The organism is Paenibacillus sp. AK002 (assembly GCF_053903045.1).
In genome coordinates this window covers 4902927-4928497 of the sequence record NZ_CP096377.1, presented here as the reverse complement: position 1 = coordinate 4928497, position 25571 = coordinate 4902927, and the positions used below count along the sequence as shown (strand labels likewise).

Sequence of the window (25571 nt, the reverse complement as noted above, 5' to 3'; positions counted from 1 at the left end):
ATGAAGAAAATCATGAACAAACCGGAAACCCTGGTTCGGGAAATGTGCAATGGGTTGGTACTGGCGCATCCCGAGCTGGCGTTCGACCCAAAATACAAAGTAATTTCCAAAAAAGAGATCAATCAAGGAAAAGTCACCCTGATCAGCGGCGGCGGAAGCGGGCACGAACCGGCCCATGCCGGATTTGTGGGAACCGGGATGCTGGATGCGGCGGTGTGCGGGGACGTATTTGCTTCCCCATCCCAAATCCAGGTGTACCAAGCGATCCGCAGCTCCGCCAGCGATAAGGGGACGCTGCTTATTATCAAGAACTACAGCGGCGACATCATGAACTTCAAGAATGCAGCCCATCTCGCAGGCGAAGACGGCATTGAAGTGGATTACGTCAAGGTAGACGATGACATCGCCGTGGAAGACAGCCTCTACACGGTAGGGAGAAGAGGCGTTGCCGGAACGGTGCTCGTTCATAAGGTGGCCGGAGCGGCCGCCGAAGCGGGGCTGTCCCTGCCGGAAGTGAAAGAAGCGGCGCAGCATGCGATCAACCATGTCCGCAGCATCGGCTTCGCGTTTACCTCCTGCACCGTTCCCGCAAAGGGAACCCCGACGTTTCAGATCGAGGATGGCGAGATGGAATATGGCGTCGGCATTCACGGCGAACCGGGAATCCGCAGGGAGAAAGCCGTTTCTGCGGATGAGCTGGCGCAGCGGATGGTTACGTCTTTGCTGGACAACCTGGAGCTGGATGATGCTTTGGAAGCCGAAGTTGCCGTACTAATCAACGGATTTGGCGGGACGCCGCTGCAGGAGCTGTATTTACTGAACAATTCCGTAATACGTGAATTGACGGCCCGAAACAAGCGGGTATTCAAAGGATTTGTCGGCAACTATATGACCAGCATCGATATGGCCGGCGCATCGGTAACGATCATGAAGCTGGACGAGACGCTCAAGAAGTGGCTGTCTGCGCCATGCGATACGCCTGCACTATCAGTTAAGGGATCGTTCCAGCCAGTAAACTTTACCGAGGTTGTTCATAAACAGAAGTCAGGGAATGCGGTATCGTACAAAAACAATACGGATGCTGCAGCAGCGGTGATTAAGAACAACCGGTTATCCTTGCAAAATATCGTGTATCTGATCGATCAGATGAGCGAGGTCATCATCGAGAACGAGGTGCCGTTCTGCGAGCTCGACGCTCATGCCGGAGACGGCGATTTCGGGATGAGCGTCGCCAAGGGCTTCAAGCAGCTCAAATCGGAGTGGAACGATCTGCTTACCCATCACCATCGTGATATCGGCGATTTCCTCGACGCCTGCTCAATGATCATTATGGAGCACTGCGGCGGGGCTTCAGGACCGATCTGGGGATCGGCGTTCCGAGCCGCAAGCAAATATGCAGGGCAGAAGCAGGAGCTGTCCGTTCATGAGGTCGCGGAGATGATGCAGGCCGTCGTCAAAGGAATTCAGGATACGGGTGAAAGGTCCTTCGGAAGAGGAGCCGTCGTCGGCGACAAGACGCTGATTGATGCGCTCGTGCCGTTCGCGGATGCATGGACGCAGAGTGGAGAGCAAGGCGAAGACATGAAGCCGGCAGCGGTCAAAGCGGCCGAAGCAGCGGTGCTCGGCGCGCAGAAGACGGCGGATATCGTTGCCCGGATGGGTAGAGCGGGCACGGTAGGCGAACGCAGCATCGGATACCCGGATGCGGGCGCGTATGCGCTCGGGGTTATTTTCACCGAGCTGGCTAAAGTGATGAAGTAATTCCGAAACAAGAAGCAGCAACAATAAGCGAAATGTGTGGCGTCATAATTATTGAGAAGATTTTTCAAATTAGTGAGAAAAAAATTCATAATTAATGATAAATGTATTTTTATGCACCGTTATACATTGGCTAGTTATGTGGAAATTGTGCTAGCGATACCTGAAGCTTTTTTTGACTGTTGTGATTTTTCAATCTGAGTAAGAACAGTGCCATTTTTCTTGAAAAATTATTTCATTTGACTTGAGAAATTTGTACGGATTCTAATAAATGCATATGTATTCAATGTTCTCAATGTTCAAACTAAAATGGGCAAAAAACTTCAAAAAAACAATGATATAGGAGCGGGGTGTTCTCATATTAAGTTGAATGCATTATCATCCCGCTCAAACTTTCATTACCACGCTATTACATCAATGAAATTATGAAGCAAATTGAAGCGACATGAACTTTACACCACGTACACGGCAACATGAAATTTTTGTTGCCGTGTGTTTTTATGTACATAAATATATAAGGTTTTTCACGTGGTGAGATCAGGCATGCGGGATCGGACTGAATATATGAGGCATCCCGAAGGTCCGGCGATACTACGCTTGAATCAGATGAAAAAAGTACAATCCAACCCCGGTGTCCGCTGATGGCATGTTTTTAATCTCTTGTGTAAATGTAATGGGGTTAATCAAACATGATTTTTAGCGTTACAGCACCTGTAATTGTTTTAACTGGCAGAATACTTATGAGAGTAGGGGAACACAATGCGAATCAAGGAACTTCGAGTGAGTAACTTTAGGAACTTTGATGAAGAAGTTCTGATTGTGCCAAAAGTAGTAAACGGTATGGACATGGTGGTGCTTGTTGGTGAAAACAACGCAGGCAAAACTAGTATTTTGACTATCCTCCATTATCTCTTTAATCCTGAGAGATCTATAAGGACATTAGAGTTTCAGGAAACTGATTTTTACGACCTAGACAAGCCCATAAGAGTTGAAGTCACATTCTCAGACCTAAGCGATGAATTAAGAGCGCACTTTATTGGAATCGTCGACAGTGAGGAAATGGATGGAAAGGAACAGTGGTTCTTGCCTCTTGTCTTCACCTGCGTGTTTGATAAACAAACCAAAGAAAGCGAGCCTTCCTTAGTTTATGGAAGACAGCCTGAGCGCTCTGTGAACTTTAGCGAAAAGCGGCTTATCTCGTTTTACTACCAAGACGCGCTCAGAGATTATCGAGCAATAAAGTCTAATAAAGGGAGCATGTTCGGGCGAATTCTCAAGCAGATCGATATATCGGCTGAAGAACAAGTTATTCTTGATAAACTGGATGAAGCGGGAGATTCACTTAAAGACAATATCGATATCGGTGAATTTATAGGGGGCGTCACGAAGGTTACACGCAAAATTATTGATCTTCCGGATGTGAGTGACCTCCTGCGGCTGACTGTTGCCGCCTCATCGACGGTGGATATCAAAAAGAATATTCAGTTGCAACTTAAGCATGTAGCAATGATTGATTACGATTCAAAAGATAGTAAACACGATAAAGAACTTGATCAAATCAAAGAGATTACGGATAACATATTTGAATTGCCAAGGCATGTGGATATGGGAGATATCGAAGGCTATGTCTGCCTGCATGCCCCAATCGCAGAGCTGATCAGTTTCCTTGAGGAATCGCTGCCCCCGTGAACGAATTGATGAGGTGTTCTCGGATCTGAAAGGTGCCTTAAACCGTTTCGACGGGGATAAGGCAGGCCAAATTAAGGCGCTTCGCAAGATGTCAGCTGAGCTCTCAGAATGCGTTTCGATCGTAGAAAGTGTACAAGAGGCTGATCTCGAAGTTCGTAAAGCACTCGCTGGTGGTTTCCGCAAGATAAAAGGGCGGACAACAGGCAGACTGATCGGGGAACGATTCTCGGAGTATTTCCCCAGAGAATTCCTCGAAAACACACTTGATCTTGTGATTTCATTGGCGGGCTACAATACTAATGAATCGGATGTGGATACCAACGATGAAATGTCTTGAAGGTCTTAACCCCCAACAATTAGAGGCAGTTCGTTTTTTTGATCGAAACTCTATGGTGTTCGCTGGTCCTGGTACGGGCAAAACGCGTGTGATTACAAGTCGAATCGCCTACATGCTTGAATCAGGCAGGTTGCCTGAGGCGAAACGAGTACTTGCAATCACCTTCACTAATAAGGCAGCTAATGAAATGAGCTCGAGAGTTGCTTCCTTTGGGGTAAATCAAAAACGAGTTAGAATCGGCACTTTTCATAACTTCTGCATGTGGGTGCTGAAAGCTTACGGGGATAAAATTAAAATGAGTCGGGATTTTACATTCTTAACTCCGAATCAGCAACTCCAACACGTTCATCAAACGCTGCACCTTCTTATGATTTACATGGTGACCGCGGTTCACTAACTCATCTCGAATACGGCGATAACCGTAACGCCCCTGATGTTCCTCGTAAATCGCTTGAATAACGTCCTTTAACTCAGAATCTTTGTCCGGCATACCGAATGTATTCACCCAGTAGTAATACGTGCTACGAGGGATATCTGCGAGCTGCAGAAGTGCTTTCACCGAAAATTCGTTCCTTAGTTCATAGACTACTTGCGCTTTGTCTTGTTTGGTGATTTTTCCTTGTTTTGAACTAAGGTGTTCAACTTTTTTAAATAAGCATTCTCCATACGCAAAAGTTCTATCTCTTTTTGTAAAGCCTCTACAGACCCCTCTACAGGCTTTTGATCATTCAGTTGTTTTGGATCCTTTTTCATGGATGAACGCCCCTTTTTCTTTGGTTGTAGGGCGTCTATTCCGTGTAATTCTAAGCTTCTTTGCCAGCTTAGAATGGTACTATGACTGGCAATATTAAATACTGCAGCTGTCTCTCTAATAGACGTCCCGTGTTCTTTCATATGATTAAGTACGTCTAGTTTATCCTGTACGGAATACGGTGTATAGCGCTTTTTAAAGACCTCTTCACCATGGTGCTCATATTGTCTAATCCAATGTAATAGGACAGTATGATGAAGTCCTATTGATTTCGCAATCGATTTCATGCTTTCTGATCCATTTTGATAACGTATAACCGCTTGTAATTTTTCGTCCGGACTAAAATTAGCCATAGAAAAAACTGCACCTCCAATGTTAGATGGTGTCTAACAATTGGGGTGCAGTTCATTGGACGGGTGGTCATGATTTTTATGTAGTCAAAATTGTGTCATGAAAACCTAGGGTTTTAGGTCGATTATATTTATCGAGAACGCGTTCGATATTGAGATGAGATATTATTTAGACAGAGGGAGAAGATAGGATGGAATTTGTTTGGTATCTAGTTCTTATTTTTAATTTACAGCCGTGGGGAAGACTGATAAAAAGTCCCCCACGGTTAAATCTCTTTCCTTGCTGGATTATGAATTTAGTAAGACGGATCCGTATAGACCCCAGACATACCTAAACCATCAAATACTCGACTATATTTGGAGAATGTAAGGTACTTAGTGCTTGTCGGTGTTTCTTGGTATCTTCCACCGAAAACTCCTTCGATTCTTGCATAGTTCTTAGTCCCGTTATGTGCCAGTGAGTAAACCAAAGCCCCACTATCACCAGGAAGAAGTGAGCTATTATTTTGTGTAAGAACCATGTCCGTGGGTCCACCGATTAAGTCATAGTTAGTAATCGTAATCCTTAAGGATCCGTAGCTATTCCCTACTCCTGAAACAGCATGAATGTAAACATAATCCCCTACCTCCCGATGAATACCAGAATAATCCGTAGTACCAATTGTCATCGTATTACCGTTCAAATAATAGCTTGGATTAACCCCGCTAACATACTCGATGAACCCGGCATCAAACAATGAATTATCTGAGAAAACAGCGTTACTCATTTTACCAATGGAGGATGATCCATCAGATACGTCATACCAAGTCCGGTTTCCACAATGTCCCGCCGTTACCCCAACGTCCTTTAAATTTGCTCTGCCGTTAAAGGATAATGAACAAAAATTCGTGCTTGCTGTTGATTGCATATCAATTTGTTCTCCGGGATACATATTATAGGCTAACGGTTCGTAAACCGCTTTCTCTTCGTTTACTTTCCAGTGGATAATATCAGAATTCCCCTCTTTTAAAATAGCTGCTTCATTTGCTTTATTAGGTTGAGTAGTAGTAATGGCTAAAACACGATTGTTTTCAATATCTAGTCCAACGCCTTGCAAATCAAAGGCTTTAGCCGATTGGGACAGACTGTTTTTCACAGCTTCCAGTTGCTTTTCTGAATATTGTACTTGTTTAATCTCAAAAGTATCCGGAAAATCACTTAATTTCCGAATTTCCAACTCTATTTCAGGGGTTACTTCGGTTAATAGAAAATATTTTTGGCCTTCAATAGAGGTATAGGTTCCCCCATAAATATCACTATAATTTGTTTGCAAATAGATAGAGATTTCTCCATGATCCTCATCCCGTTTAGTTTTCTCAGGATTACTTTCTTCAAAAGGAATAACTGACTTAATGGCGTTTGGAGGCGCGGGGCCAAGGTCTACTTTAATTTCCCCTCTTTCATTGCTTTCCAGATTACTTGAGACAGATACTTGTTTGGTTTCAGAAAAAGCCGTTCCTGTTATCAAAAAGAACGATGAGACAATTATTATAAATGATGACAATTTTCTCTTCACAACCTCAATCCCTTCAATAAATTTTTGGCTCTATTTATAGAACGCATAAACCTCGTGATAGGTTAACCATTTATTGAAATTTTTTTTGTTGTTAGCATTTACTGTAAATTCACTTACTATCAGAGGATCCGTTTTTTTAACATTTCGGTTTTTAATTTTTATCTTCATATCTTTTAACTTCTATCGCTATAGCTTGAGGCGGGCTCGTAAGCAAAGTAGTTGGAGCTGTTACCGTAACTCTCTCACCAATTTCTAGATCCTCGTATAATTTAATATCTGTTATGTGGTAATAAATAACATCGTCTGGATTATCATTATTTAAATAGTCGGACAACTCATTATTGGCTGCGTCATTTTTAGATATATTTCGTACGACCGCAATCATAGGTGTGTTATCATCGTTAATTACCTTATCAAAAATAAAGTCACCTTTCTCTACCTTGGATTGATTGCAACCAATGATTGTGCAACATAGTAATATCGTTATTAATGTTTTGGCTTTTTTCATTTCTGTTCCTCCTAATTCATAGTTTGGATTAGTCTCATTGATGTACCTGAACTCACTTCACAGAAATTATTACATTGCTTAGTCTTAAGTTATTGCTGTAGCAAGATGTGGAGGTTGAAACGCTTTTGATAGTTGTAGATGTTAATTCCCAAAATGAATAGCCATAAGTCCCTTCCCATGACAGATCCATCTAAACTCAATGCAGGAAATAAATAAAATTGGATATAAAGGATTAAAATGTATATAATAATATATAATTTATAAAGACAATGTAATCTATAACATGAAAGGGGCATTAAGATTATGACTGTTACAAGATTTAGAAACTTCCCATTCATCATCAGATTAGTTTCTTTATTATCAGTTTTTACTGGTTTTTTGTACCTACCTTATTTTCTAAATTTAGGATTACCGATATCTCTCGGTCCAGAAATAACTCAAGCCACGATGGCTACAGAAAAGTGGGCATTATTTGCTGTTTTTGGTGGTTTCGGATTATTTGCCGGTTCTTTCTTATATAATTTATCACAAAGCCAACGTTATAAACGCTTTATTTTAGGAATCACGCTTTTTTCCATGTTATTACTAATTTTAGCGCAATTACCTCCACTATTTTTGTGGTTTTATGTGGGAAGTGCAGATTTCTCGTCGACAAGTTTACTGGGGCTTTTTTTACATTTAATATTGTTAGTTCTTGCTTTCTGGGGAGGCATAGCTACAATGCTTGCTTTTGGTAAAACAAACGTCACTTCCTAAGTAACAAAAACCTTTATATTTATCGAGATGCTCTATAATCATTCTCCCTTCCGTAATTAACAAAGTAACTGATCTAGAAAAATAATTAACAAGGCGATCACTCTCACAGAGCGATCGCCTTGTTAATTTCGTAACTTTTATAAGATTGGTATTGCTCTTAATTTCTTGTATTCTCCAGTTTCCAGTAAAGGCCATTCGGCTGAATTCCTTCTGTCCCGATTTCAACGGAGAAAATATTAGCTTCTGAATCTCTAGCTTTTTTTAAATCATCACTACTTGCTTGACCTTCGATTTCGATAAAGCCTTTGAAATCAAGATTTTGATTTTCTACTATTTGTTTTAGAACATCTTCATTAAGACCATTAAGTGCAATTGTAACTCTATCCCCTTTTTCATTAAATGCACGAGCATAAAATACAGAAGAACTAAGTTGGTTCTGCTCATTCATAGTAGTGACTTCTTCAAGAGTTAAAGGTTTGTTAAAAGTAATTTTATACTTGTATTCTTGATCTACAGCGGATGATAAGACACTATCGGCCAGACTTATATATGAAGCAATGTCATCTGCAGTCTTCAGACCTTTATAGGAAGGGCTCACAACCTGTCCCTCGGAGTCATTACTCTGAAGCTCAATTTGATTCAATATTTCCATTTTTTCGTCCCAGGTTGGTATGTAAGACTGATCTAACATCAAAGTTGACATTGTCGATAAATCATTCCAGTAATGACCTGCCAATGAATCTGTAGAGTTTGGAATAGTATTGAAATCTCCACCTGGAAATAATGGAGAGCCACTCATAGACGAATAAGCAATCATGTAAGGGTTACTGGAACCAGACTTTGACCATGAAGCATAAAAATTATAATCGACCAAATCTTGAATTTCAGCTTTCCCGACTGCTACAACCTCAATTTCATCAACTTTTCCATCTGAATTATCATCCTCGAAATCGAACTTAGGATCAGGTAAGTTACTTGAGGCACCGCCACCAGAATCAAGAGCGCTCTTTCCATTATCCCTAAAATCAAAGGTAGGGTAATTTGCCACCCATGACATATAGTCAACTTGGCTAGCAGACCACCAAAAATCCAACTCGTTATATGCTAGAGTGGATGAAATTTTTTCAGCTGTAAAAGTTCCGGAAATAGGTTTGTCCCAATTTGTCAATGTATTATTGGTCCAAGTTTTTGTTGCGGCAAATGCACTTGTAGAAAAAGCAGAGAACGAAAGTGCCACTACTGCTAAACATGTTACGAATTTTTTACTAGTTAAAGTCAAACTACTCACTCCTTGTAAGCGTTATATTAGTATACATAAAATTACTTTAATACTAACTTCCCCCTCCTTTTTTAAGTTTTTTAAGTGTCCCTTACAGCTACTTTAATGCGGTGTACAATAATATAACGATTATAATTACAAATTCTTACTAAAATACATAAATTTATTTCAAAATTTGATATTTTATGGGGGAGTTTAAATGAGCATACAAATCAAGACTTCAATCAACGAGGAGAAAAGGGGTACAGACATTTCTCCAGAAGAAAAGGTCTACCGATTGTATTATCACTATTTGTATAGATACATTGTTCCACTGATGAAGGATCATTCGTCGATAGAGGATATTATTCATGATTCATTTATTAAAATTATGAACCATTGGCCAAGAGGAACCGTTCCAGATATAGCTTGGATAAAAAGAGTCGTGAGAAACACTGCGTTAGATCACTATAGAAAACTTAAAAAAGTTCAGATTTTCTATGACGCTGAACAGGTAAATACAATAAAGGAATTAGACAGCCACATAAACACATTAGATAGAATTGAAGAGAAAATAAAAAAAGAATTGTTACATCAAACGATAAATGAGTTAAAAAGAGACTATAGAGATTTAATCAAATTATTTTATTTTCAAGGAAAATCCTATAAAGAAATTTCTCAGGAACTTAAATTGTCGGAACAAGTGATTACTCAACGGCTATTTAGAGCAAGAAAAAAGCTATATCATAGTTTTTCGAAAAAATGGTAAAAACTACGGGGGGTACCATCGAAAAAGGCGATCAATGAAGTAGTAAGTGCCTTTCACAATGGCCAAAAAGTTGCTTTTCATTGTGGGGGAGGTAAAGGAAGAACAGGAACCGTTGCTATTGGAACTTTGCTAGCCCCAGGAGAGGCCCAAACCATTGCCGAAGCTGTGGAAATGGCCAAGAGCATTCGAATTATTATTCAAATAAAGCCGACCCAAAGGGAATCCCTCGAAAAGATATTTGAAGCCAGCCTAGTCTTATGATAGCCACCTGTCAACAAGTTACTTATACGGAAAATAGAATCAACTACTAATGTTAAATGACATATGTATAAAAGTTGACTTTTGTGACGATACTTCTAATATTAAAAAGTATTTGGGAGGTAAATAAAGTGAATGATATAATTTATGAGAAAACTCGTGGTCTTATTTTGGACTTCTTGCAATAGTAACGAAAAGTTTTGCTTTGTTATAGCTGCTTCTGGAACGGAAACGGGGAATACCTTTTTGAAAAAATACTGTGAAGATAATACAAGAGCTTTATATATGGATCTACCGTCCTTAGAGTTAAAATCTCCTAATCCATATTAAAATGTATACTTCAGACATTAGGAGTTCCTAATGTTAATAGAACGACTTCACAATTATATGAATATTTAGAGATTGTCCTAAGTAATAAGGACATTTCTCTTCTGATAATTGATGACATTCAGCAAATTAAATTTAGCAGACACAGTTTTGAGGTTTTTGAATTTTTAAGATTCCTTTCAGAGAAATTTAGTGTGAAATTTGTTTGTGCAGGTAACGAAATTCCTGAGTTTTCATCAGAAGTCGCTAGATATAGTAGGATTCAAAAAGTAGTGTAAAACAAGCTAAGTGTCAGACCTCGATCAGTTATCGAGGTCTTTTTTTGTGCATTAATCGTATTGGAGACTAATTGTATACACTAAATACATTAATTTGTATATTTATTCAGTTCCTCGATTGCTGATATTCTCATCAATTATGAATTTTAATACGATTATTCTTGTTTTCTTAATAGTCCTTCTCAATAATTATGAAAACGCCTCTTGATATATTAGTGTTTTTACAGTGCTTTCTCTCAAAAATTATGACGCCACACAGCGAAACAGTATCCAGTATAAAAACCACCAATTAAAGTTGGTGGTTTTTTTATTTGGATTGCTCAAAGCTCAAGTTCTTGCCCCAAAGCTCACCCTGGTTGACGAGCTCAAAGCAAACTACTGCATAGCAGAACTAGAGTTTTGCTGGCAACTCCATTCTCCTCCTGCTTGCTATCTTAATTCTGTCCGTTCTTGTCTCGTACGAGTTAACGCATATTCGGTGTTCGTAGGCCATGTTCACACAACGCTTGATGGAGCACAATATGTAACATATGAATCCTAATAACAGGTTCATATGTTACACATACTCCGCATCATATAAGAGCAAAAATCGCGGAGATTCGGATGAAAAATAAAGGACAGCAGCGGGATTTCGCCGGACTGACGGATGACAATGCACATCTTACACATTTACGATGTCATGCTGTCTTCTCTACACTTTGGAATGTAAGCGTTACCTGTTTATCACTGAAACGTGATGTACGTGAGTGAACCAGATAACCTGACATGAATCGAGATGTAAGAAAGGAGGGGAAACATGAAGGGAAGAAGACTGCTTGCTGTGATATCCGGAAGACGTTCCATCCAACGCGAAACGAAGCCGCCTAATCCAGGTGTAAACCAAACGTCTCTTGGTAAACGAATCAGGGTGAACTGGGAGCTCTATCTGTTCTTGGTGCCGGCCTTACTGTATTTCCTTGTATTTCACTATGCGCCGATGTACGGCATCCAGATTGCCTTTAAGAACTTTATCCCCAGCAAAGGAATCATGGACAGCCCATGGGTGGGCTTCGATCATTTCGAGCGTTTCTTCAATTCCTACTATTTCTGGGATCTGCTCTGGAATACGTTCAGCCTCAGCTTCTACGAGCTGATCATCGGGTTTCCGCTGCCGATCATCCTGGCGCTCACTTTCAACGAAATCCGGACGGGTCCCTTCAAGAAAATCGTCCAGACCGTTACGTATGCGCCTCATTTTATATCCGTTGTTGTCATGGCGGGTATGATTATTACCTTCTTATCGCCGTCCACAGGCATCCTGATCCAATTGATCAAATGGATGGGCATCGATGCGCCGAACTTTCTGTCGGATCCGGCGTGGTTCAAGACCGTGTACGTTCTGTCCGGGGTCTGGCAAAGCACCGGATGGGGGACCATTATCTATCTGGCCGCGCTGTCCGGGGTCGATCCCCAGCAGCATGAAGCCGCGATTGTGGATGGCGCCAGTCGTTTCAAACGATTGCTGCACATCAACCTCCCGGCCATACTCCCAACGATCACCATTTTGTTGATTTTGAACATGGGCAACATTCTTACGATTGGCTTTGAAAAAATACTGCTGCTGCAGAACTCGCTGAATATGGAATCTTCCGATGTCATTTCAACTTATGTTTACCGGACCGGTCTGGTCGACGCGCAGTACAGCTTCTCGACAGCCGTTGGCCTGTTCAACTCCGTGATCAACGTCATTCTATTGGTAACGGTCAACCGGATTGCCAGACGCACCAGCGAGAACAGCCTATGGTAGAAAGGAGGGAAGTGCATTGGTTACCGCGATGAAGGAATCGAAGTGGGACAAGATTTTTCTCGGCAGCGTTTATATCTATTTATGCATCGCTCTAATTGTTGTTCTGTATCCGCTCGTATATATTCTCAGCGCATCGATCAGCAGCCCGCAGCAGGTGAATTCCGGTGCGATGTGGCTGTTTCCCAAGGAGATTACCTGGGCCGGATACCAGCTGGTCTTCGAAAACCCGAAGATTTGGAACGGATACCTGAACACGATCGTTTATACTGGGATAGGAACGCTGTTGAACCTGGCCGTGACACTGCCTGCAGCCTATGCGCTCAGCAGGTCGGATTTGGTCGGTCGTCAACTGTTCTTGGGATTTATTCTGTTCACGATGTTTTTTACCGGAGGTCTTGTGCCAACATATCTCGTCGTCCGGAATTTGGGACTGATCAACACGATGGGGGCGCTCATTCTTCCCGTAGCCGCATCGGTATGGAATATCATCGTTGCCCGGACGTTCTTCCAGACGACGATTCCCAAGGAACTGCAGGAAGCGGCATATATGGACGGCTGTACCAACCTGAAGCTGTTCGTCCGCATTATTCTGCCGCTGTCCGCGCCGATTATTGCAGTCATGGCATTATTTTACGGGGTCAGTCACTGGAACAGCTATTTTCCGGCTCTGATCTATCTCAACGATGAGAGCAAGTATCCTCTGCAGATGGTGCTGCGGCAGATTCTGGTTCTTCAGGAAATGACGGCGGAGACGACCGGCGCCGGGATCAGCGGGGATGCTGCCAGGGCCATGAATTCCAAAGCCGAAACGGCATCATTGATTAAATACGGGGTTATCGTTGTATCTACGCTGCCGATTGTGGCTCTCTATCCTTTTTTACAGCGATACTTTGTCCAAGGGGTCATGATCGGCTCTGTAAAAGGATAATGAAAGCGTTTTATAAGATATGAGCTTGAATATACAAAGGGAGGAAACATGGATGAAGATGACAAGCAAACCTTGGAAGCTGGTGTTGACGGGGCTGACAGCCCTGTCCCTGCTCGCCGGATGCGGTTCGGCCGGCGATACGAAATCTGCCGGAACAAAGTCAACGGAAGCAGCCGCCGTGAATAAGGAAGGCTTCCCGATTATGAATGAACCGATTACGTTGACCATGATGGCACCTGATGTCGGCGTTCAGAACTGGAAGGATATGGCTGTGCTGCAGCAGATGGAGGAAAAGACGGGCATTTCATTCCGATACTTGAATGCACCGAAGGATAGCTTTGATACGAAGAAGAACCTCGTATTTGCCAGCGGCGATTACCCGGATGTTTTCTATGCTGCAGGTTTGACGGCGGCCGAACAGATGAACTATGGCGAGCAGGGTATTCTGATTCCGCTGGAGGAGCTCATCGAGGAATATGCTCCGAACTTCAAGGCGCTGATGGATGAAATTCCGGAGATCCGTAAATCCATTACGGCTCCGGATGGACATATTTACTCCTTGCCTGCGGTCGATTTAAGCCAGCACTGGTATCGGAACCCGATGTGGTACAACGGTGATTTCCTGGAGGCCCTGAATATCGACAAGCTTCCGGAGACGACCGAGGAGCTCTATACCTTCCTGAAGCGGGTAAAAGAAGAGGATCCGAACGGCAATGGAGTCGCCGATGAAATCCCGATCTCTTCCGTATCGACGGCGACGACCAATGCTCGGGATATTCGTACTTGGCTTCTTGGCGCTTTCGGCGTCTATGAAGACGAAATTTATGTAGACGATGAGGATGTTGTTCATTATACCCCGATAGAAGAGGGCTTCAGAGAGTATCTGGTCTATATGAACCGTCTATGGAAAGAGGATCTGCTCGACCACGAAAGCTATTCGCAAACCGCAGAACAGAAAAAGGCCAAGGCACAGAACAATCAGGTGGCCCTGTTCTCCGACTGGCATGCCTACATGACCAAAGGGGGAGAGCCGTCCACCAAGGATCCGATGTTCGCTCCGGTGAAAAGCGATTTGGTAGACAAGCCGGCCATCGCCAAGAACAGAGGGATTACGACAGGGGCTTTTGCCATCTCAGTGACCAATCCTGCCCCTGAAGCATCGATGCGTTGGGTGGACTACCTTTACTCTTATGAAGGGTCGCTTTTTTTCAACAAAGGACCGGAAGGCATGCTGTGGGAGTATACGGATGAAGCTAATCGCGTGAAACGCTATTTGTCTGTGCCGGACGGCATGGAAATGGAGGACTACCGTGCGACTTTGACGCCAAACTACGGCATTCCGGCTCCTACCATCAACACGGACGATATCAATAAAGGATTGAAGACCGACTTTGACCAGTGGGTTGAAAAGGAGACGAAGGAAAAGCTGCTGGATCGCGGAGCCAGACCTCCGTTCCCTGCCTTGTTCCTTACCGTTGAAGAGCAAACCGAGATTAACAGCCTGAACTCGGATTTGAGCACATATGTACAACAGATGGAGGCGAAGTTCGTGACCGGAGCAGAACCATTGTCCAATTGGGATAACTACCTGAACACGATGAAGAAAATGGGTGCCGACCGGGTCGTCGAAATCTATCAAGGCGCATATGATCGCTGGAAGTCGAGCTAAACATAAAATGATAGAGGGCCTGATAAATCTCCTGAATATCATACAAATGTGGAGGCACAGCCTATGAAAATTACGAGACATCCGAACAATCCGATCGTCGTTCCGGGAACGTACGAATGGCGTAAAGTCACCGTATTCAATCCTGCGGTTATTATAGACAACGGCAAGTTTTATATGATTGAGCGTACCGCAGGCTCGCTAACGCCCTGCAAGAATGTTTTGGGACTGCTGGAGAGTGAAGACGGGGTGAATTTTACGCACGTGAAGGACGAGCCGATCGTGACGCCTGACATGCTGGGCTTTCCATATGGAAGCGTCCAGGACCCGCGGATTGTCAAAATTGACGGCACGTACTATCTAAACTATGCCCTTAGGCCATGCGCCATGAGTTACTATCCGACAGGAGCGGGGATACCGGAGCGGTCGATTCCCAAATATCCGGACGGCTGGGGGGAGGAGGAGGGCCACTGGCTCACTCGCTCTTCGATTCTAAAGTCGGACAATCTGATCGACTGGGAATTCGTTGCCGATACGACACCGCTCGATATCAATGACCGCGACAACATTTTGTTCCCTGAGAAGATTAACGGAAAGTATGCATTGCTGCGCCGTCCGGAGGAATACGTGGGTGCAGCTTACGGAACCGACAGCGCGGCGATATGGATTACGTACTCCGAGGATCTGGTTCATTGGGAAGAGCCGAAGCTTCTGGCCAAAGCCGAGAATCCGGCATGGGAATCCAGGAAAATCGGCGGAGCCACGCCGCCTGTGCGAACCGATAAAGGCTGGCTGGTCCTTTACCACGGCGTTGATGATCAGGTCGTTTACCGTGTTGGGGCGATGCTTCTTGACCTGAACAACCCTGAGAAGGTCATAGCAAGAACGAAAAATTACATTATGGAACCGGAAGCCTATTATGAGAAATTCGGTTATCAAATTCCGAATGTGGTGTTCCCGACAGGAAACGTGGTCAAAGACGGTCTGCTCTATATCTATTATGGTGTGACCGACACTGCAATTGCACTGGCTACCGTGCCGGTCGATGAGCTGGTAGAGCATATCTTGAACGAACCGCAGTGAGTGAGGTAAAAGCATCGGGGCCCTTTCGAGACAAGTTCTCCTAAGGGCCCTTCTATTATATATCCAGCCTATTCGAGCGATGTTGTTTGCGGTACTGACCGGGCGTAAGCCCGGTTTCTTTCTTGAATTTGCGGATGAAATTGGGTGCATCCAGGTAGCCCACCTGCTCGATGATTTCCTTCAGGGGAGCGCTTGTCGTCACAAGCAGCCGAATGACTTCCTCCGTACGCCTCTTCCAGATATACTGCGAGAAACTGATCCCGGTCTTCTCTTTGAAGCTGCGGCTTAAGTAAGAGGTAGAGACGGAAAATTTAAGGGCAACATGCTCCAGGCTGAGCGTATAGTCGGCAAACTGCTGATTTACATAATGTACGATATCATCGATCAGTTTAGGTGCTGCCCGCTCATGGTTACGCTCAACCTTCTCGCAAATCTCTGTCGTGAGCGACAACAGCTTGTCCTCAAATTCCTCCAGCGTCTCAAACGACGTATAATCCGAGATGCTGCTGAATACTTCGTTCATTCCAACCTCAGAGGCGGACCGAAGCAGCGCGTTCAGCAGATCGAAGCAAATGCAGCGCAGCAGATGAATTTGCAGCGGTTCGCTCCGGATGGTCTCCATCATCTCGGCGATCATCTGCACAGCCACCGACTCGTTGCCCTGCTTTAGGCTTTGCTCCAGCTTGAGCAGCGACTTTCTTGGAAGCCATACACCTTTGGCGACAGGATGATTCTGCTCTGCCAACTGGTCGAAATAGGTGATTCGGCTGCTGCCGACCATTCGGTGCTCGAGTGCGGTTGCGGCTTCGATGAAGGATTGGTTCAGCTGCCCCAAATCCCGGTAGGGCGTACCTACGCCCATGCTCGGATCGAGCCGAGTGTTCTCGGAGATCAATCCCTGGACCGCGCGAATGATCTGCTCCATCCGGAGCTTCAGCGAATCTTGGCCAGGGTCAGGAAGCGATACGATCAGCGCATATTGATTATCGGCTGAGAATTCAACGCCATAGATATTCGCTTGAAGTCCTGAAGGTTCAACATGGCTGAGAATTTCATGCACCTGCTGACGATCCTTCTGGACGACTTCCTCGGCCGCATCGTTTTCTTCCCAGGACAGAATCACACAGAAATAAATGACTTGTTCTTGGGGAGATTCCAATCCGGCTCCGGCGATCATTCGCTCGATTTCGGGATCATCCGGCTTGCCGTGCTTCAGCAGAAGCAGCATGCATTGGTTGCGCACGAAGGGCTCCTGCATATCGATCCGGGTGCTGTAATCGTGAAGGGTCTGACGAATCCATTCCCATTCATTGCGCGTTTTGGGCTCTGGGGTATCGCTAACTCTGAGCTTGGCGAATTCCATCAAATCCTTAATCGGGTGATATTGGCGTCTAGCCAGCACAAAAGCGGCAAGCACTCCGGTTATGACGGCGATGCCAAACACCAGCAGTATGAGCGTCTGTACATGAGCGACCCGGCTGAAGAACTGGTAGCTTGGCATGATGGTCATGTAGTTCCATCCATTCTCCCCGGATTTGACGGATACGACGGAATACTTGTCATTATTCAGGGAGAGATTGTGTATGCCGGCATCGAGCGCAGCCAATGTCCCGAGATGCTCTTGAGACAGGGTTACACCGTGATTGCTCGCAGTAAGCACTTCATCATCTTGATTGAGAATGTAGCTGCTCCCGGTGAAATCGCTAAGAATGGAATCCATGACCCCGGTAAGATTGGACTCTTTTACCATATATACAACGCTCCCGTACGGATAGGGGGCATTGGGCTTGATCGGTACGATGATGGTCAGCATCGTCTCCTGCCTGGAGCTGTTGATCGTAACATTCTCGGCCGGCCGTATTACCATCTGATTCGTTTCGTTCAGCGCAAGGGTGACATCTTCCAGACTCCAGTTCTCATAACGATAGAAGGAATCGAACGCAACGTTAACATTCGTCAGGCCACGGTAAGAGTAGATAATCGGGTCGTTATGATAGTATAAGAAGATGTCTTCAATGATGCTGCTGTTTGCCTTATAGTTGGCCAAAGCTTGTATGGCTTCCACTCTGTAATAATCATCACGGACCATATAAGGGGTTAAGCGTCTGTCGTAAGCGATTCGGCCGGAAAGCTCCCGAAGCTCCGCAATACGGGAGTCGATGGTCATTTTCACCTGGTTCAATTGATTGATGTTGGATTGTTCAATCTCGGTACGAAGTCCGCTGACAGCGCTATCATAAACAAACATCGTTACTCCCGTCAGGGGAATCAGGAAGATCAGAATATAAGACAGAACGTATCTTAAGAGCAGCTTCGACTTAAAGTGATTCCAATTTGCTCGGAATGTGAAAGTGGATACGATGAATGATTTGAGGTTGTGAATGGTCATTTTGGGTGCATCCTCCATTGCATTCTTTTCATGTCATGCGAAAATCCGATTTCATCAACAAGGATAGGGTTGTTTGAAACATTATATCATTATAATGATTATTCGGAGAAATATTAAGAATAAATTCATCATCATTATTCATTACATGACATAACTCGTAGTTTTCATAGTTTCACGGCTTCAATCCAACTTAGCCAGATATCGATCGTCTTCGCTTTATAGGAAGATTTTGTTATGATAGGGACAAGAAAAAAATGGGAAGTGGGAAGCTGTGGACAAAAAGGCGAAAAAGGTTTTACTTCAAACGTTCTGGTCATCCAGCGGCTGGAAAAGCAGTCCTTTGCCTTTCGTTGGGGAGGACTTTGATTACGCGAAGAGCATGAGGCTGATGTTCGACCCCATCACCATCGGGCATGATGAGCTGATCCAGCGGCTTCATAGCTTACATAAGACGGTTACTAAAGAAAGGGTTGCTGCCGCATTTCTGCACAGTCTGTCCACGAGACAAGTGCATCTGCGAAGCGCGCTTTCCAGTTGGGCGCTTACTTCGCGCCTGCCTCTTCATCAGTACGAAGAACAACGCTCGGCCATGCCGAATTACAGCAGCTGCGGAGACTGTAACCATGCCGGGCTCCAGTCCGACCGGGATTACGTGAATGCCGACCTGAACGTGCTGAATTTCGAACGGGTCAAATGGGGAGGCATCCGCTTGAATCAGCTGCTCTACTGCTGGCTCGATCTGGAGCTGTTGAGCCATGAGGAGGACCTAACGGTGAACGAGGAGGATATCGCCATTCTGAGGAAGCTGATGACAGCCGTCGACGGATGCGGCGAAACAGATAGCCCGCGTCATCTTGAGAAGCGCTTGAAGGATGTTCTGCCTTCAAGCAAGCATGAACGAGACGTGCTGATGGAAGTTTGGGGATATGCCGGCGTGCTGGTTCCGAAGGATACGCCCCGCACGCGTCCGAGAAGGGACGACGATTTCTTCTCGATGTCGGAGTGGCAGGGAAGCGACGGATATTCCACTGAAGCGCTGCAGTTTTATTTCGGCGAGTATCTGTAGACCGCGCTGCATCATCATAGGTTACAGAATACGTACCGGTTTAGGGGTTTAAGGGAGGGTTCGGATGGAGCCGCAATATCATACGCTGTATGATCACGGAGTGCTGTCTTATATGAGGGGAAGCTTGGACGGCCTGGGAATGCCCGATAAGACGGTGGAAACGCTTGTGCATCGGGGAATGCCGGTCTTTGATCCGCTGGAGCCACCGCTGGGTCTTCTGTTTCATGAAGCGTTACCGCTACAGGATATTCACGGAGCCTATATCGCGATCGGAAGGGAGATCTGGAGCGAAGGGCTGCATGTCGCGATCCACAAGGATACAGGGGGAGTGTGGGCAGTAACGGAGGGCGGTACAAAGAAACCGACCTACATAAACGCCTCCATCGACAGCCTGCTCGCCTTTATGGACCGTGTGCTTCGATTCAAGCAGCAAACGGAGCGCTTGCAGCCCGATCCACCTCCCACGATTTTGACGGCAGAACAATTTCGCGAGAAACTTGAGAAGTTCAGAAGAGGGGAGATCAAGCCGGGAACCCGTCTGGACGCTTTACAGGCTGAGCGCGAGTGGAAGTCAGCCTTCGAACAAATGAAGCGGGAGCTGAAAGACATGGATCCTAATGCCGTTCGTTCCTCTTCATGGTGGGGAATTGTGCTGGAGGAAATGAAGGATCGTTTGAGGTAGCATTTTATTGACGGGATGGGAGGATGAACGTTGGGCTTTCATGACACGTACAGATTTGGTGTGCATGCCATCATATTGAACGCTGACGGCAAGCTGCTCTTATTAAAACGGACCTATGGGAATAAGGGATGGAGTTTGCCCGGGGGCGGGGTGGATTCCGGCGAAACGATCCATGAAGCGATTTTTCGCGAATGCCGCGAAGAACTGGGCCTTACCCTGCAAGATGCGGTCTTGACCGGATTTTATTATCACAGTCATATCAACGCGCAGGTCGGCATATTCCGCTGTTCGATCCCGCTTCACGAGGAAATTGTGCTCAGCTCCGAGCATTCGGAATATAAATGGGCCGAGTTGTCGGAGCTGAGCGAGGTTCAGCGGTTAAGGGCCCAGGATGCATTGGCTTATCAAGGAGAAGTCAAAAGCCGGGCGTTTTAGCATTCATCCTGTTCTTTTAAAAAACCGGATTACCGTTACTGACCCGATGCATAACATCAGGGTTACGCTTACGAACTCCATTGACGATGTTCCATTCGAAGCGGCAGAGGTTGCATCCATAAAGACATCCAGCATATAAAAAAGAGGCTAACCGTGAGAGCGGTTAGCCTCTTTGATTTCAGTAAAACCTGGTTACCTGCTTATGCCCTGAGATCATGGCATGTAGATAAAACCTTTACTCCTTCAAAGAGCCAATCAGCAGCCCTTTTATGAAATACCGCTGCAGGAACGGATAGAACAGCACCACCGGCCCGATCGTCAGAATGGCGGTGGCCATCTTCACCGATTCTTGTGGCAGCGTCTGGCTGCCGAGGATGGCTCCGCTGCTCTGCATCTGTTGGATCATGCTGATCTCGGAGTTCAGCTTAAACAGCAGGTATTGAAGGGGATACAACTTCTCGTTGTCCACCAGCATGATGGCATTGAACCAGTTGTTCCAGTAGGCAATGCCGTAGAACAGCGTAATCGTGGCCAGGACGGGCATGCAGAGCGGGAAGTAGATCCGGAACGCGATATAGAAGTCGCTCGCGCCGTCGATCTTGGCCGCCTCCGTCAGGGAAGGCGGAATTTGGGACATGTAGTTGCGTACAAGAAACAGGTTGAACGGGTTGAACACCAAGGACGGTATGATCAGGGCCCAGATGGTGTTGTTCATGCCGAGATTCAGGTTGATCAGATACCAAGGCACCAGGCCCGTGTTAAAAACCATCGTAATGAAAAAGAACAATCCGAGCCCGTTGCGGTAACGGATATGCTTGGCGGCCAGCGTATATCCGGCCATGGACGTGATGGTGACCGCAAGGATCGTGCCGACGACCGTCACGATGATCGAGATCATGTAACTCCGGTACAGCGGCGTGCTGCCGAACAGGAGCAGCTTGTAGGCATCCAGCGACAGCTCGCTCGGGAACAGCTGGTAGCCGAATTGCTTAATGCTGGCTTCGTCGGTAAAGGACACCATGAGCACAAGCAGCATCGGCAGGATGCAGAGAATGGAGATGATGCCGATCAGCGCGGCATTCACGGCGTCGAAAAATTTAGGTCTGGACGTCATCTAGATTTCGCTCCCTTCCGAATGATTCCGGCTTGCTTTAGAACAAGGCATGGTCCGGATTCACCTTCTTCACGATTTTGTTGCTGCCCCATACGAGAATAAAGCCGACCACGGATTGATACAGTCCGACGGCCATGGCCTGTGCCGGATTCCCGATGGTGCGGAGGGAACGGAATACATACGTATCGATGACGTCAACCGTCGGATACAGCAGCCCGTTGTCCTTGACGATGGCATAGATCATGTCGAAGCTGCCGTACATGATTTTGCCAAGAGCCAGCAGGGTTAAGATGGATATGGTCGGCAGCATGAGCGGAATGGTGATGTGGCGGATGAGCTGCCAACGGGTAGCGCCGTCGATCCGGCCGGCTTCGTAATAACTGTCGTCAATTCCCGTGATAGCCGCCAGATAGATGACGAGGTTCATCCCGAGGTCCTTCCAGACCGCCGCGGTCGTAAGAATCCACGTCCAGTATTGCGGAGAGGCGTACCAGTTGACGGGGTCGATGTGGAAGAACGCCAGGATCCGGTTCAGGATACCGTAGTCGGTCGACAGCAAGCTGTAGATGATGTAGCTCACGATTACCCAGGACAAGAAATGCGGGAACAGAATCGTGGATTGGGTCACCCTCGAGAACCAGCGGCTGCGGAGCTCGTTGAACAGTATGGCCAACGCCATGGCTGCGAGCGTGCCAACGATAATAAATAGAAAATTGAGTTTCAAGGTGTTGAAGGTGACCTCCCAAGCCCGGGGTGACGAGAAGAAGAACTTGAAATTGTCAAACCCGACCCAGGCGGAATTGAAGAGTCCCGTCTTGAAGTTGAATTTCTGAAACGCAATGAGCATGTACGGAAGCGTGAAATAACCGAAGACCAGCGTATAGATGGCAGCCGGTACGACGAGCAGGTAGGCGGATCCGTTCGAGCGGATTTCGCGCAGGAAGCCGAAGCGGCTTTTTTTCATGAGTAGGCACGTCCTTTCGTAAGTGATGGGGGCTGCAAGCGTAGCAGTTCTGTTTCGAGTGTAAAGAGAGTTGCCGCGTGCAGTAAACTATGAAAATGGAGTTTGAGCGGATTGAAAGGGGGAACGCCTGCTTTAAAAAACGGCAAAAACTTCGAATTTGAGTATTTCGCATAGTGTCGCCAGAATTGAATAATCACAGGAAAAGCTTGGTTTTATAAGGGGTTTAGCCGATGAAGTCTATGAAGGGAAGTTTGGGGAGGAAAATAAAGAATGCGTTTTCATATTGATGTATGCCCTGAGCAAATGTAAGATGAGAATAAAATATCAATCCGTTCCAAGCGATCGGATGGCAAAGCGACCCCATTAAATTGACATGTATATTACATATAATGTTAGTAATATTCATGAATGATGAGATCTCAGTTTACTATTCAGACCGAATGATAAAGGAGGGAGAATATGATCCGGCAGCGATTATTCCGTTATGCAGTGTATCGAAATATGTTTCTCAGCTTTGTTTTGCTCACGGCAGCCATGATTGCCCTCGTAACCGTCGTCCTGTACATGATGTTCTCCTGGAGCACCGCGAAGGAGGTAGGGAAAATATCCGAGTCGATGCTGAAGCAGAACAGCGCCGTATCCAGCGTCATCCGTGACCAGGTGTATAACGTGGGCAACCTTCTGCTCAGCGACAAGGAGATCGTGAACGCCCTATTGGACAAAGAGGCCGATCCGGTGAAACAGTATGGCGTGTTCGGCACCCTTAACCGGGTCCAGTCCACCTATCCGTTCATCCATTCGATCGGGATCTATAACGGTTCGAATAACACGTACCTGAATACGAAGGGGATTACCAAGGAGCAGGAGAAGGCGCTGCTGGAGGAGATCAACAGCAAGAATACATCTTATTTTCATCTGTTCCCGCGCAAGATCTCTTCCGCCACTTCGGCGAAGCGGAGCGAAGACGTCCTGACTTTCGTTCTCCTTCCGAGCTATTATTCGCCGCTAAGTTCCAAGGGCGCGATCGTAATCAACATGAGCACCGACACCATCCAGGATCTGATCGGAGGCTACCGCAACGAAGCGGTGGATTCGCTGCACATCATTGACGACAAGGGAACCATCATCACCCATTCGGATCGGTCCCGGTTTATGGAGGATATATCGCAGGAGTCCTATGTCCAGTCCATTCTGGAATCGGACGCGGAAAGCGGTTACTTCACCCGCTCCATCGACGGCCGCAAAAGCCTCGTAACCTACGTCAAATCCAAGGATATGAACTGGACGTATATCAGCGTAAGCCAGTATCAAAATCTGTTGTTCAACATGCAGGCCCTCCGAACGTCGGCGCTGGTTCTCGCATTGGCCTGCTTCGTCGTCAGCATGTTCTTGTCGATCTGGCTGACGCATCATGCGTACAACCCGATCCGCCACCTGCTGGAGAAAATGAGCGCCATACCGAAAATGAAGGAAAACCGTCGGCAAATCAACGAATTTGCCATATTGGATAACACTTACGCCGAAATGACGGAGAAAATGAAGTCGATGGAGTCCGAGGCTTCCGTCGCCCGGCAGGCGCATGTGCTGCAGCTGCTGAAAGGCGGCGACGAGACGGCATTCCGCCGTTTGGCCCGCGAAGGCAAGGGCCCCTATTTCTTGGCGGCCGTCCTTCTGCTCGACAGCTTAGACGGCTCGCCCGGGGGCGAGGACGAGGAGCTGCAGTCCTATACCTGCGCGGCGGTCGCCCAGGCGGCCCAGCAGATGCTGGAGCCGGAGGGAGCCAGCGTGGCAACGGTGGGGGACGGAACCGTTGCAATCATTCTCCCCATGAAGCAGAGTCGGCTTCCGCTCCATGTATTGGGCATGCTGGAGGAGCTGCAGGGCGAGATGCTCCGCACGCTCCGCGTGTCCGTCACCGTCGGTATCGGAACGGCCGCGCAGACGTACGAGGAGCTGCGCGAATCGTTCGATTGCGCGCAGTCCTGCTTCCAGCAGCGCTTTTTCGCGGGAAAGGGCAGGATGTTCCATGGCGATCCGGTCATGACCGCGGAGTCGGAGCATTCCGAGGCGCAGTATCCGGACAAGCGGGAGAAGCGCATCATCGAGGCCATCAAGCTGCAGCAGCGGGATAAATTGGAGAAGGAAATCGATCAGTGGATCAAGGAAATTCGCGATTACAACTACCATGAAGTCATGTTTTTCATCAACCAGTTCATCGGCGGCCTGTACAAGCAGCTCAATGTCCATACGGTGAAAAACCGGGAAAGCGCGGATCTCTTCCTCGACTTTACGCGACGGATTACCCGCTTTCAGACGCTGCAGGAAACCGCGGATGCTCTGAAGGATCTTATCCTTAGGCTCTGCAGCCTGTCCGAGGAATCGGGAGCGGTCCGGCATGCGGAGGTGGTGGATTTTATCCAGATGTACGTACGCAAGCATTATGCAAGGCCGGATATGTCGCTCGAGCAGGTCGCGGGCGAGGTGAAGCTGTCCCGCAGCTATGTCGGCAAGCTGTTCAAGGCGCATTGCGAGCTGTCGTTCAACGATTACCTGAATGCCGTTCGTCTGGAGAAGGCGCGGGAGCTTCTCGCAAGCACCGAGGAGTCGGTTCAATCGATCAGCGAGCGGGTGGGCATCCTGAATACGACCTATTTCTACACGCTGTTTAAAAAGCACTACCAGATCTCGCCGGCCCAGTTCCGCAGCCAGCATGCGATCGAGACGAAAAAGGCGCAGTGACGGGCAGATTCAGCGTTTTAAAATGGCGAAAACCATCATTTTGAAGTATACGTTTTCCCTAATGTCTCCTTAAGATAGGAATCGTACCGCATGACTAAACCAAATGAAGACAGGGGGACACATG

The 25571-nt window shown here is 46.4% G+C and carries 22 protein-coding genes and 1 pseudogene; 16 read left to right on the top strand and 7 right to left on the bottom strand.

The features are described 5' to 3' along the window. The 4 genes from dhaK (at position 1) to M1D70_RS21940 (ending at position 4181) form a co-directional block, all read left to right on the top strand. Positions 1 to 1761, top strand: coding sequence for a dihydroxyacetone kinase subunit DhaK (dhaK, locus tag M1D70_RS21955; RefSeq protein WP_009589825.1), 1761 nt, complete (start codon positions 1 to 3; stop codon positions 1759 to 1761). A 756-nt stretch (positions 1762 to 2517) separates the two neighbouring features. After that, positions 2518 to 3447 carry an AAA family ATPase gene (locus M1D70_RS21950; RefSeq protein WP_433940832.1) on the top strand — a complete coding sequence of 310 codons (930 nt, stop codon included), beginning with the start codon at positions 2518 to 2520 and terminating at the stop codon, positions 3445 to 3447. A gap of 13 nt (positions 3448 to 3460) precedes the next feature. Continuing rightward, a complete protein-coding gene (locus tag M1D70_RS21945; protein ID WP_009590015.1) occupies positions 3461 to 3784 on the top strand; it encodes a hypothetical protein in 324 nt (107 codons plus the stop codon). Next, positions 3747 to 4181 carry a UvrD-helicase domain-containing protein gene (locus M1D70_RS21940; RefSeq protein WP_083829905.1) on the top strand — a complete coding sequence of 145 codons (435 nt, stop codon included), beginning with the start codon at positions 3747 to 3749 and terminating at the stop codon, positions 4179 to 4181. Before M1D70_RS21945 ends, M1D70_RS21940 begins: the two co-directional genes overlap by 38 nt. Here the strand turns inward: M1D70_RS21940 and M1D70_RS21935 are convergent. The 3 genes and pseudogenes from M1D70_RS21935 to M1D70_RS21925 all read right to left on the bottom strand — a co-directional run. After that, positions 4116 to 4888, bottom strand: a pseudogene (locus tag M1D70_RS21935) (helix-turn-helix domain-containing protein); the annotation flags it as partial. The gene M1D70_RS21940 and the pseudogene M1D70_RS21935 overlap by 66 nt on opposite strands. A gap of 293 nt (positions 4889 to 5181) precedes the next feature. Further along, positions 5182 to 6441: a chymotrypsin family serine protease gene (locus M1D70_RS21930; RefSeq protein WP_009589838.1), complete on the bottom strand. Its 1260-nt coding sequence runs from the start codon at positions 6439 to 6441 to the stop codon at positions 5182 to 5184. A gap of 151 nt (positions 6442 to 6592) precedes the next feature. After that, the gene (locus M1D70_RS21925) at positions 6593 to 6949 is read right to left on the bottom strand and encodes a DUF3221 domain-containing protein (protein WP_009590036.1); all 357 of its coding nucleotides are present in this window, start codon (positions 6947 to 6949) and stop codon (positions 6593 to 6595) included. 303 nt (positions 6950 to 7252) lie between these two features. Here M1D70_RS21925 and M1D70_RS21920 point away from each other — a divergent pair, with 303 nt between their 5' ends. Next, positions 7253 to 7705: a hypothetical protein gene (locus M1D70_RS21920; RefSeq protein WP_133120331.1), complete on the top strand. Its 453-nt coding sequence runs from the start codon at positions 7253 to 7255 to the stop codon at positions 7703 to 7705. Between the two features lie 157 nt (positions 7706 to 7862). On the opposite strand, the gene M1D70_RS21915 is transcribed toward M1D70_RS21920, so the two are convergent. Further along, entirely contained in the window at positions 7863 to 8984 is a 1122-nt protein-coding gene (locus tag M1D70_RS21915; protein ID WP_009589800.1) for a hypothetical protein, read from the bottom strand. Positions 8985 to 9183: 199 nt separating this feature from the next. Here M1D70_RS21915 and M1D70_RS21910 point away from each other — a divergent pair, with 199 nt between their 5' ends. The 7 genes from M1D70_RS21910 to M1D70_RS21880 all read left to right on the top strand — a co-directional run bounded on the left by M1D70_RS21910 (position 9184) and on the right by M1D70_RS21880 (position 16058). Continuing rightward, positions 9184 to 9732, top strand: coding sequence for an RNA polymerase sigma factor (locus M1D70_RS21910; protein ID WP_456287946.1), 549 nt, complete (start codon positions 9184 to 9186; stop codon positions 9730 to 9732). A gap of 30 nt (positions 9733 to 9762) precedes the next feature. Next, positions 9763 to 9993, top strand: a complete 231-nt coding sequence (locus tag M1D70_RS21905; protein ID WP_456290480.1) for a protein-tyrosine phosphatase family protein — start codon at positions 9763 to 9765, stop codon at positions 9991 to 9993. A 320-nt stretch (positions 9994 to 10313) separates the two neighbouring features. Next, positions 10314 to 10595 (top strand): AAA family ATPase, encoded by a 282-nt coding sequence (locus tag M1D70_RS21900; protein ID WP_083829904.1) that lies wholly within the window; start codon positions 10314 to 10316, stop codon positions 10593 to 10595. 796 nt (positions 10596 to 11391) lie between these two features. Next, complete coding sequence (locus M1D70_RS21895; protein ID WP_456287945.1) at positions 11392 to 12381, top strand: ABC transporter permease; 990 nt, start codon at positions 11392 to 11394, stop codon at positions 12379 to 12381. A gap of 16 nt (positions 12382 to 12397) precedes the next feature. Further along, the gene (locus M1D70_RS21890; RefSeq protein ID WP_009589981.1) at positions 12398 to 13309 is read left to right on the top strand and encodes a carbohydrate ABC transporter permease; all 912 of its coding nucleotides are present in this window, start codon (positions 12398 to 12400) and stop codon (positions 13307 to 13309) included. A 52-nt stretch (positions 13310 to 13361) separates the two neighbouring features. Further along, a complete protein-coding gene (locus tag M1D70_RS21885; RefSeq protein WP_456287944.1) occupies positions 13362 to 14978 on the top strand; it encodes an extracellular solute-binding protein in 1617 nt (538 codons plus the stop codon). A gap of 63 nt (positions 14979 to 15041) precedes the next feature. After that, complete coding sequence (locus M1D70_RS21880) at positions 15042 to 16058, top strand: glycoside hydrolase family 130 protein (RefSeq protein ID WP_456287943.1); 1017 nt, start codon at positions 15042 to 15044, stop codon at positions 16056 to 16058. 55 nt (positions 16059 to 16113) lie between these two features. Here the strand turns inward: M1D70_RS21880 and M1D70_RS21875 are convergent, their stop codons facing one another. Beyond that, positions 16114 to 18447 carry a helix-turn-helix domain-containing protein gene (locus M1D70_RS21875; protein WP_456287942.1) on the bottom strand — a complete coding sequence of 778 codons (2334 nt, stop codon included), beginning with the start codon at positions 18445 to 18447 and terminating at the stop codon, positions 16114 to 16116. Between the two features lie 271 nt (positions 18448 to 18718). On the opposite strand from M1D70_RS21875, the gene M1D70_RS21870 reads away from it, so the two are divergent. The 3 genes from M1D70_RS21870 (at position 18719) to M1D70_RS21860 (ending at position 20630) form a co-directional block, all read left to right on the top strand. Further along, positions 18719 to 19513, top strand: coding sequence for a hypothetical protein (locus M1D70_RS21870; RefSeq protein WP_456287941.1), 795 nt, complete (start codon positions 18719 to 18721; stop codon positions 19511 to 19513). Positions 19514 to 19577: 64 nt separating this feature from the next. Then, positions 19578 to 20195, top strand: coding sequence for an SUKH-4 family immunity protein (locus M1D70_RS21865; RefSeq protein WP_009590018.1), 618 nt, complete (start codon positions 19578 to 19580; stop codon positions 20193 to 20195). A gap of 30 nt (positions 20196 to 20225) precedes the next feature. Continuing rightward, a complete protein-coding gene (locus M1D70_RS21860; RefSeq protein ID WP_009589775.1) occupies positions 20226 to 20630 on the top strand; it encodes an NUDIX hydrolase in 405 nt (134 codons plus the stop codon). 235 nt (positions 20631 to 20865) lie between these two features. Here M1D70_RS21860 and M1D70_RS21855 read toward each other — a convergent pair whose 3' ends face one another. Both M1D70_RS21855 and M1D70_RS21850 read right to left on the bottom strand, forming a co-directional pair. Continuing rightward, the gene (locus M1D70_RS21855) at positions 20866 to 21744 is read right to left on the bottom strand and encodes a carbohydrate ABC transporter permease (protein WP_009590031.1); all 879 of its coding nucleotides are present in this window, start codon (positions 21742 to 21744) and stop codon (positions 20866 to 20868) included. A 37-nt stretch (positions 21745 to 21781) separates the two neighbouring features. Continuing rightward, positions 21782 to 22708 carry an ABC transporter permease gene (locus tag M1D70_RS21850; protein WP_009589944.1) on the bottom strand — a complete coding sequence of 309 codons (927 nt, stop codon included), beginning with the start codon at positions 22706 to 22708 and terminating at the stop codon, positions 21782 to 21784. A 459-nt stretch (positions 22709 to 23167) separates the two neighbouring features. Between M1D70_RS21850 and M1D70_RS21845 the strand changes: the two genes are divergently transcribed. Beyond that, positions 23168 to 25447 (top strand): helix-turn-helix domain-containing protein, encoded by a 2280-nt coding sequence (locus M1D70_RS21845; RefSeq protein WP_456287940.1) that lies wholly within the window; start codon positions 23168 to 23170, stop codon positions 25445 to 25447. Positions 25448 to 25571 lie beyond the last annotated feature (124 nt).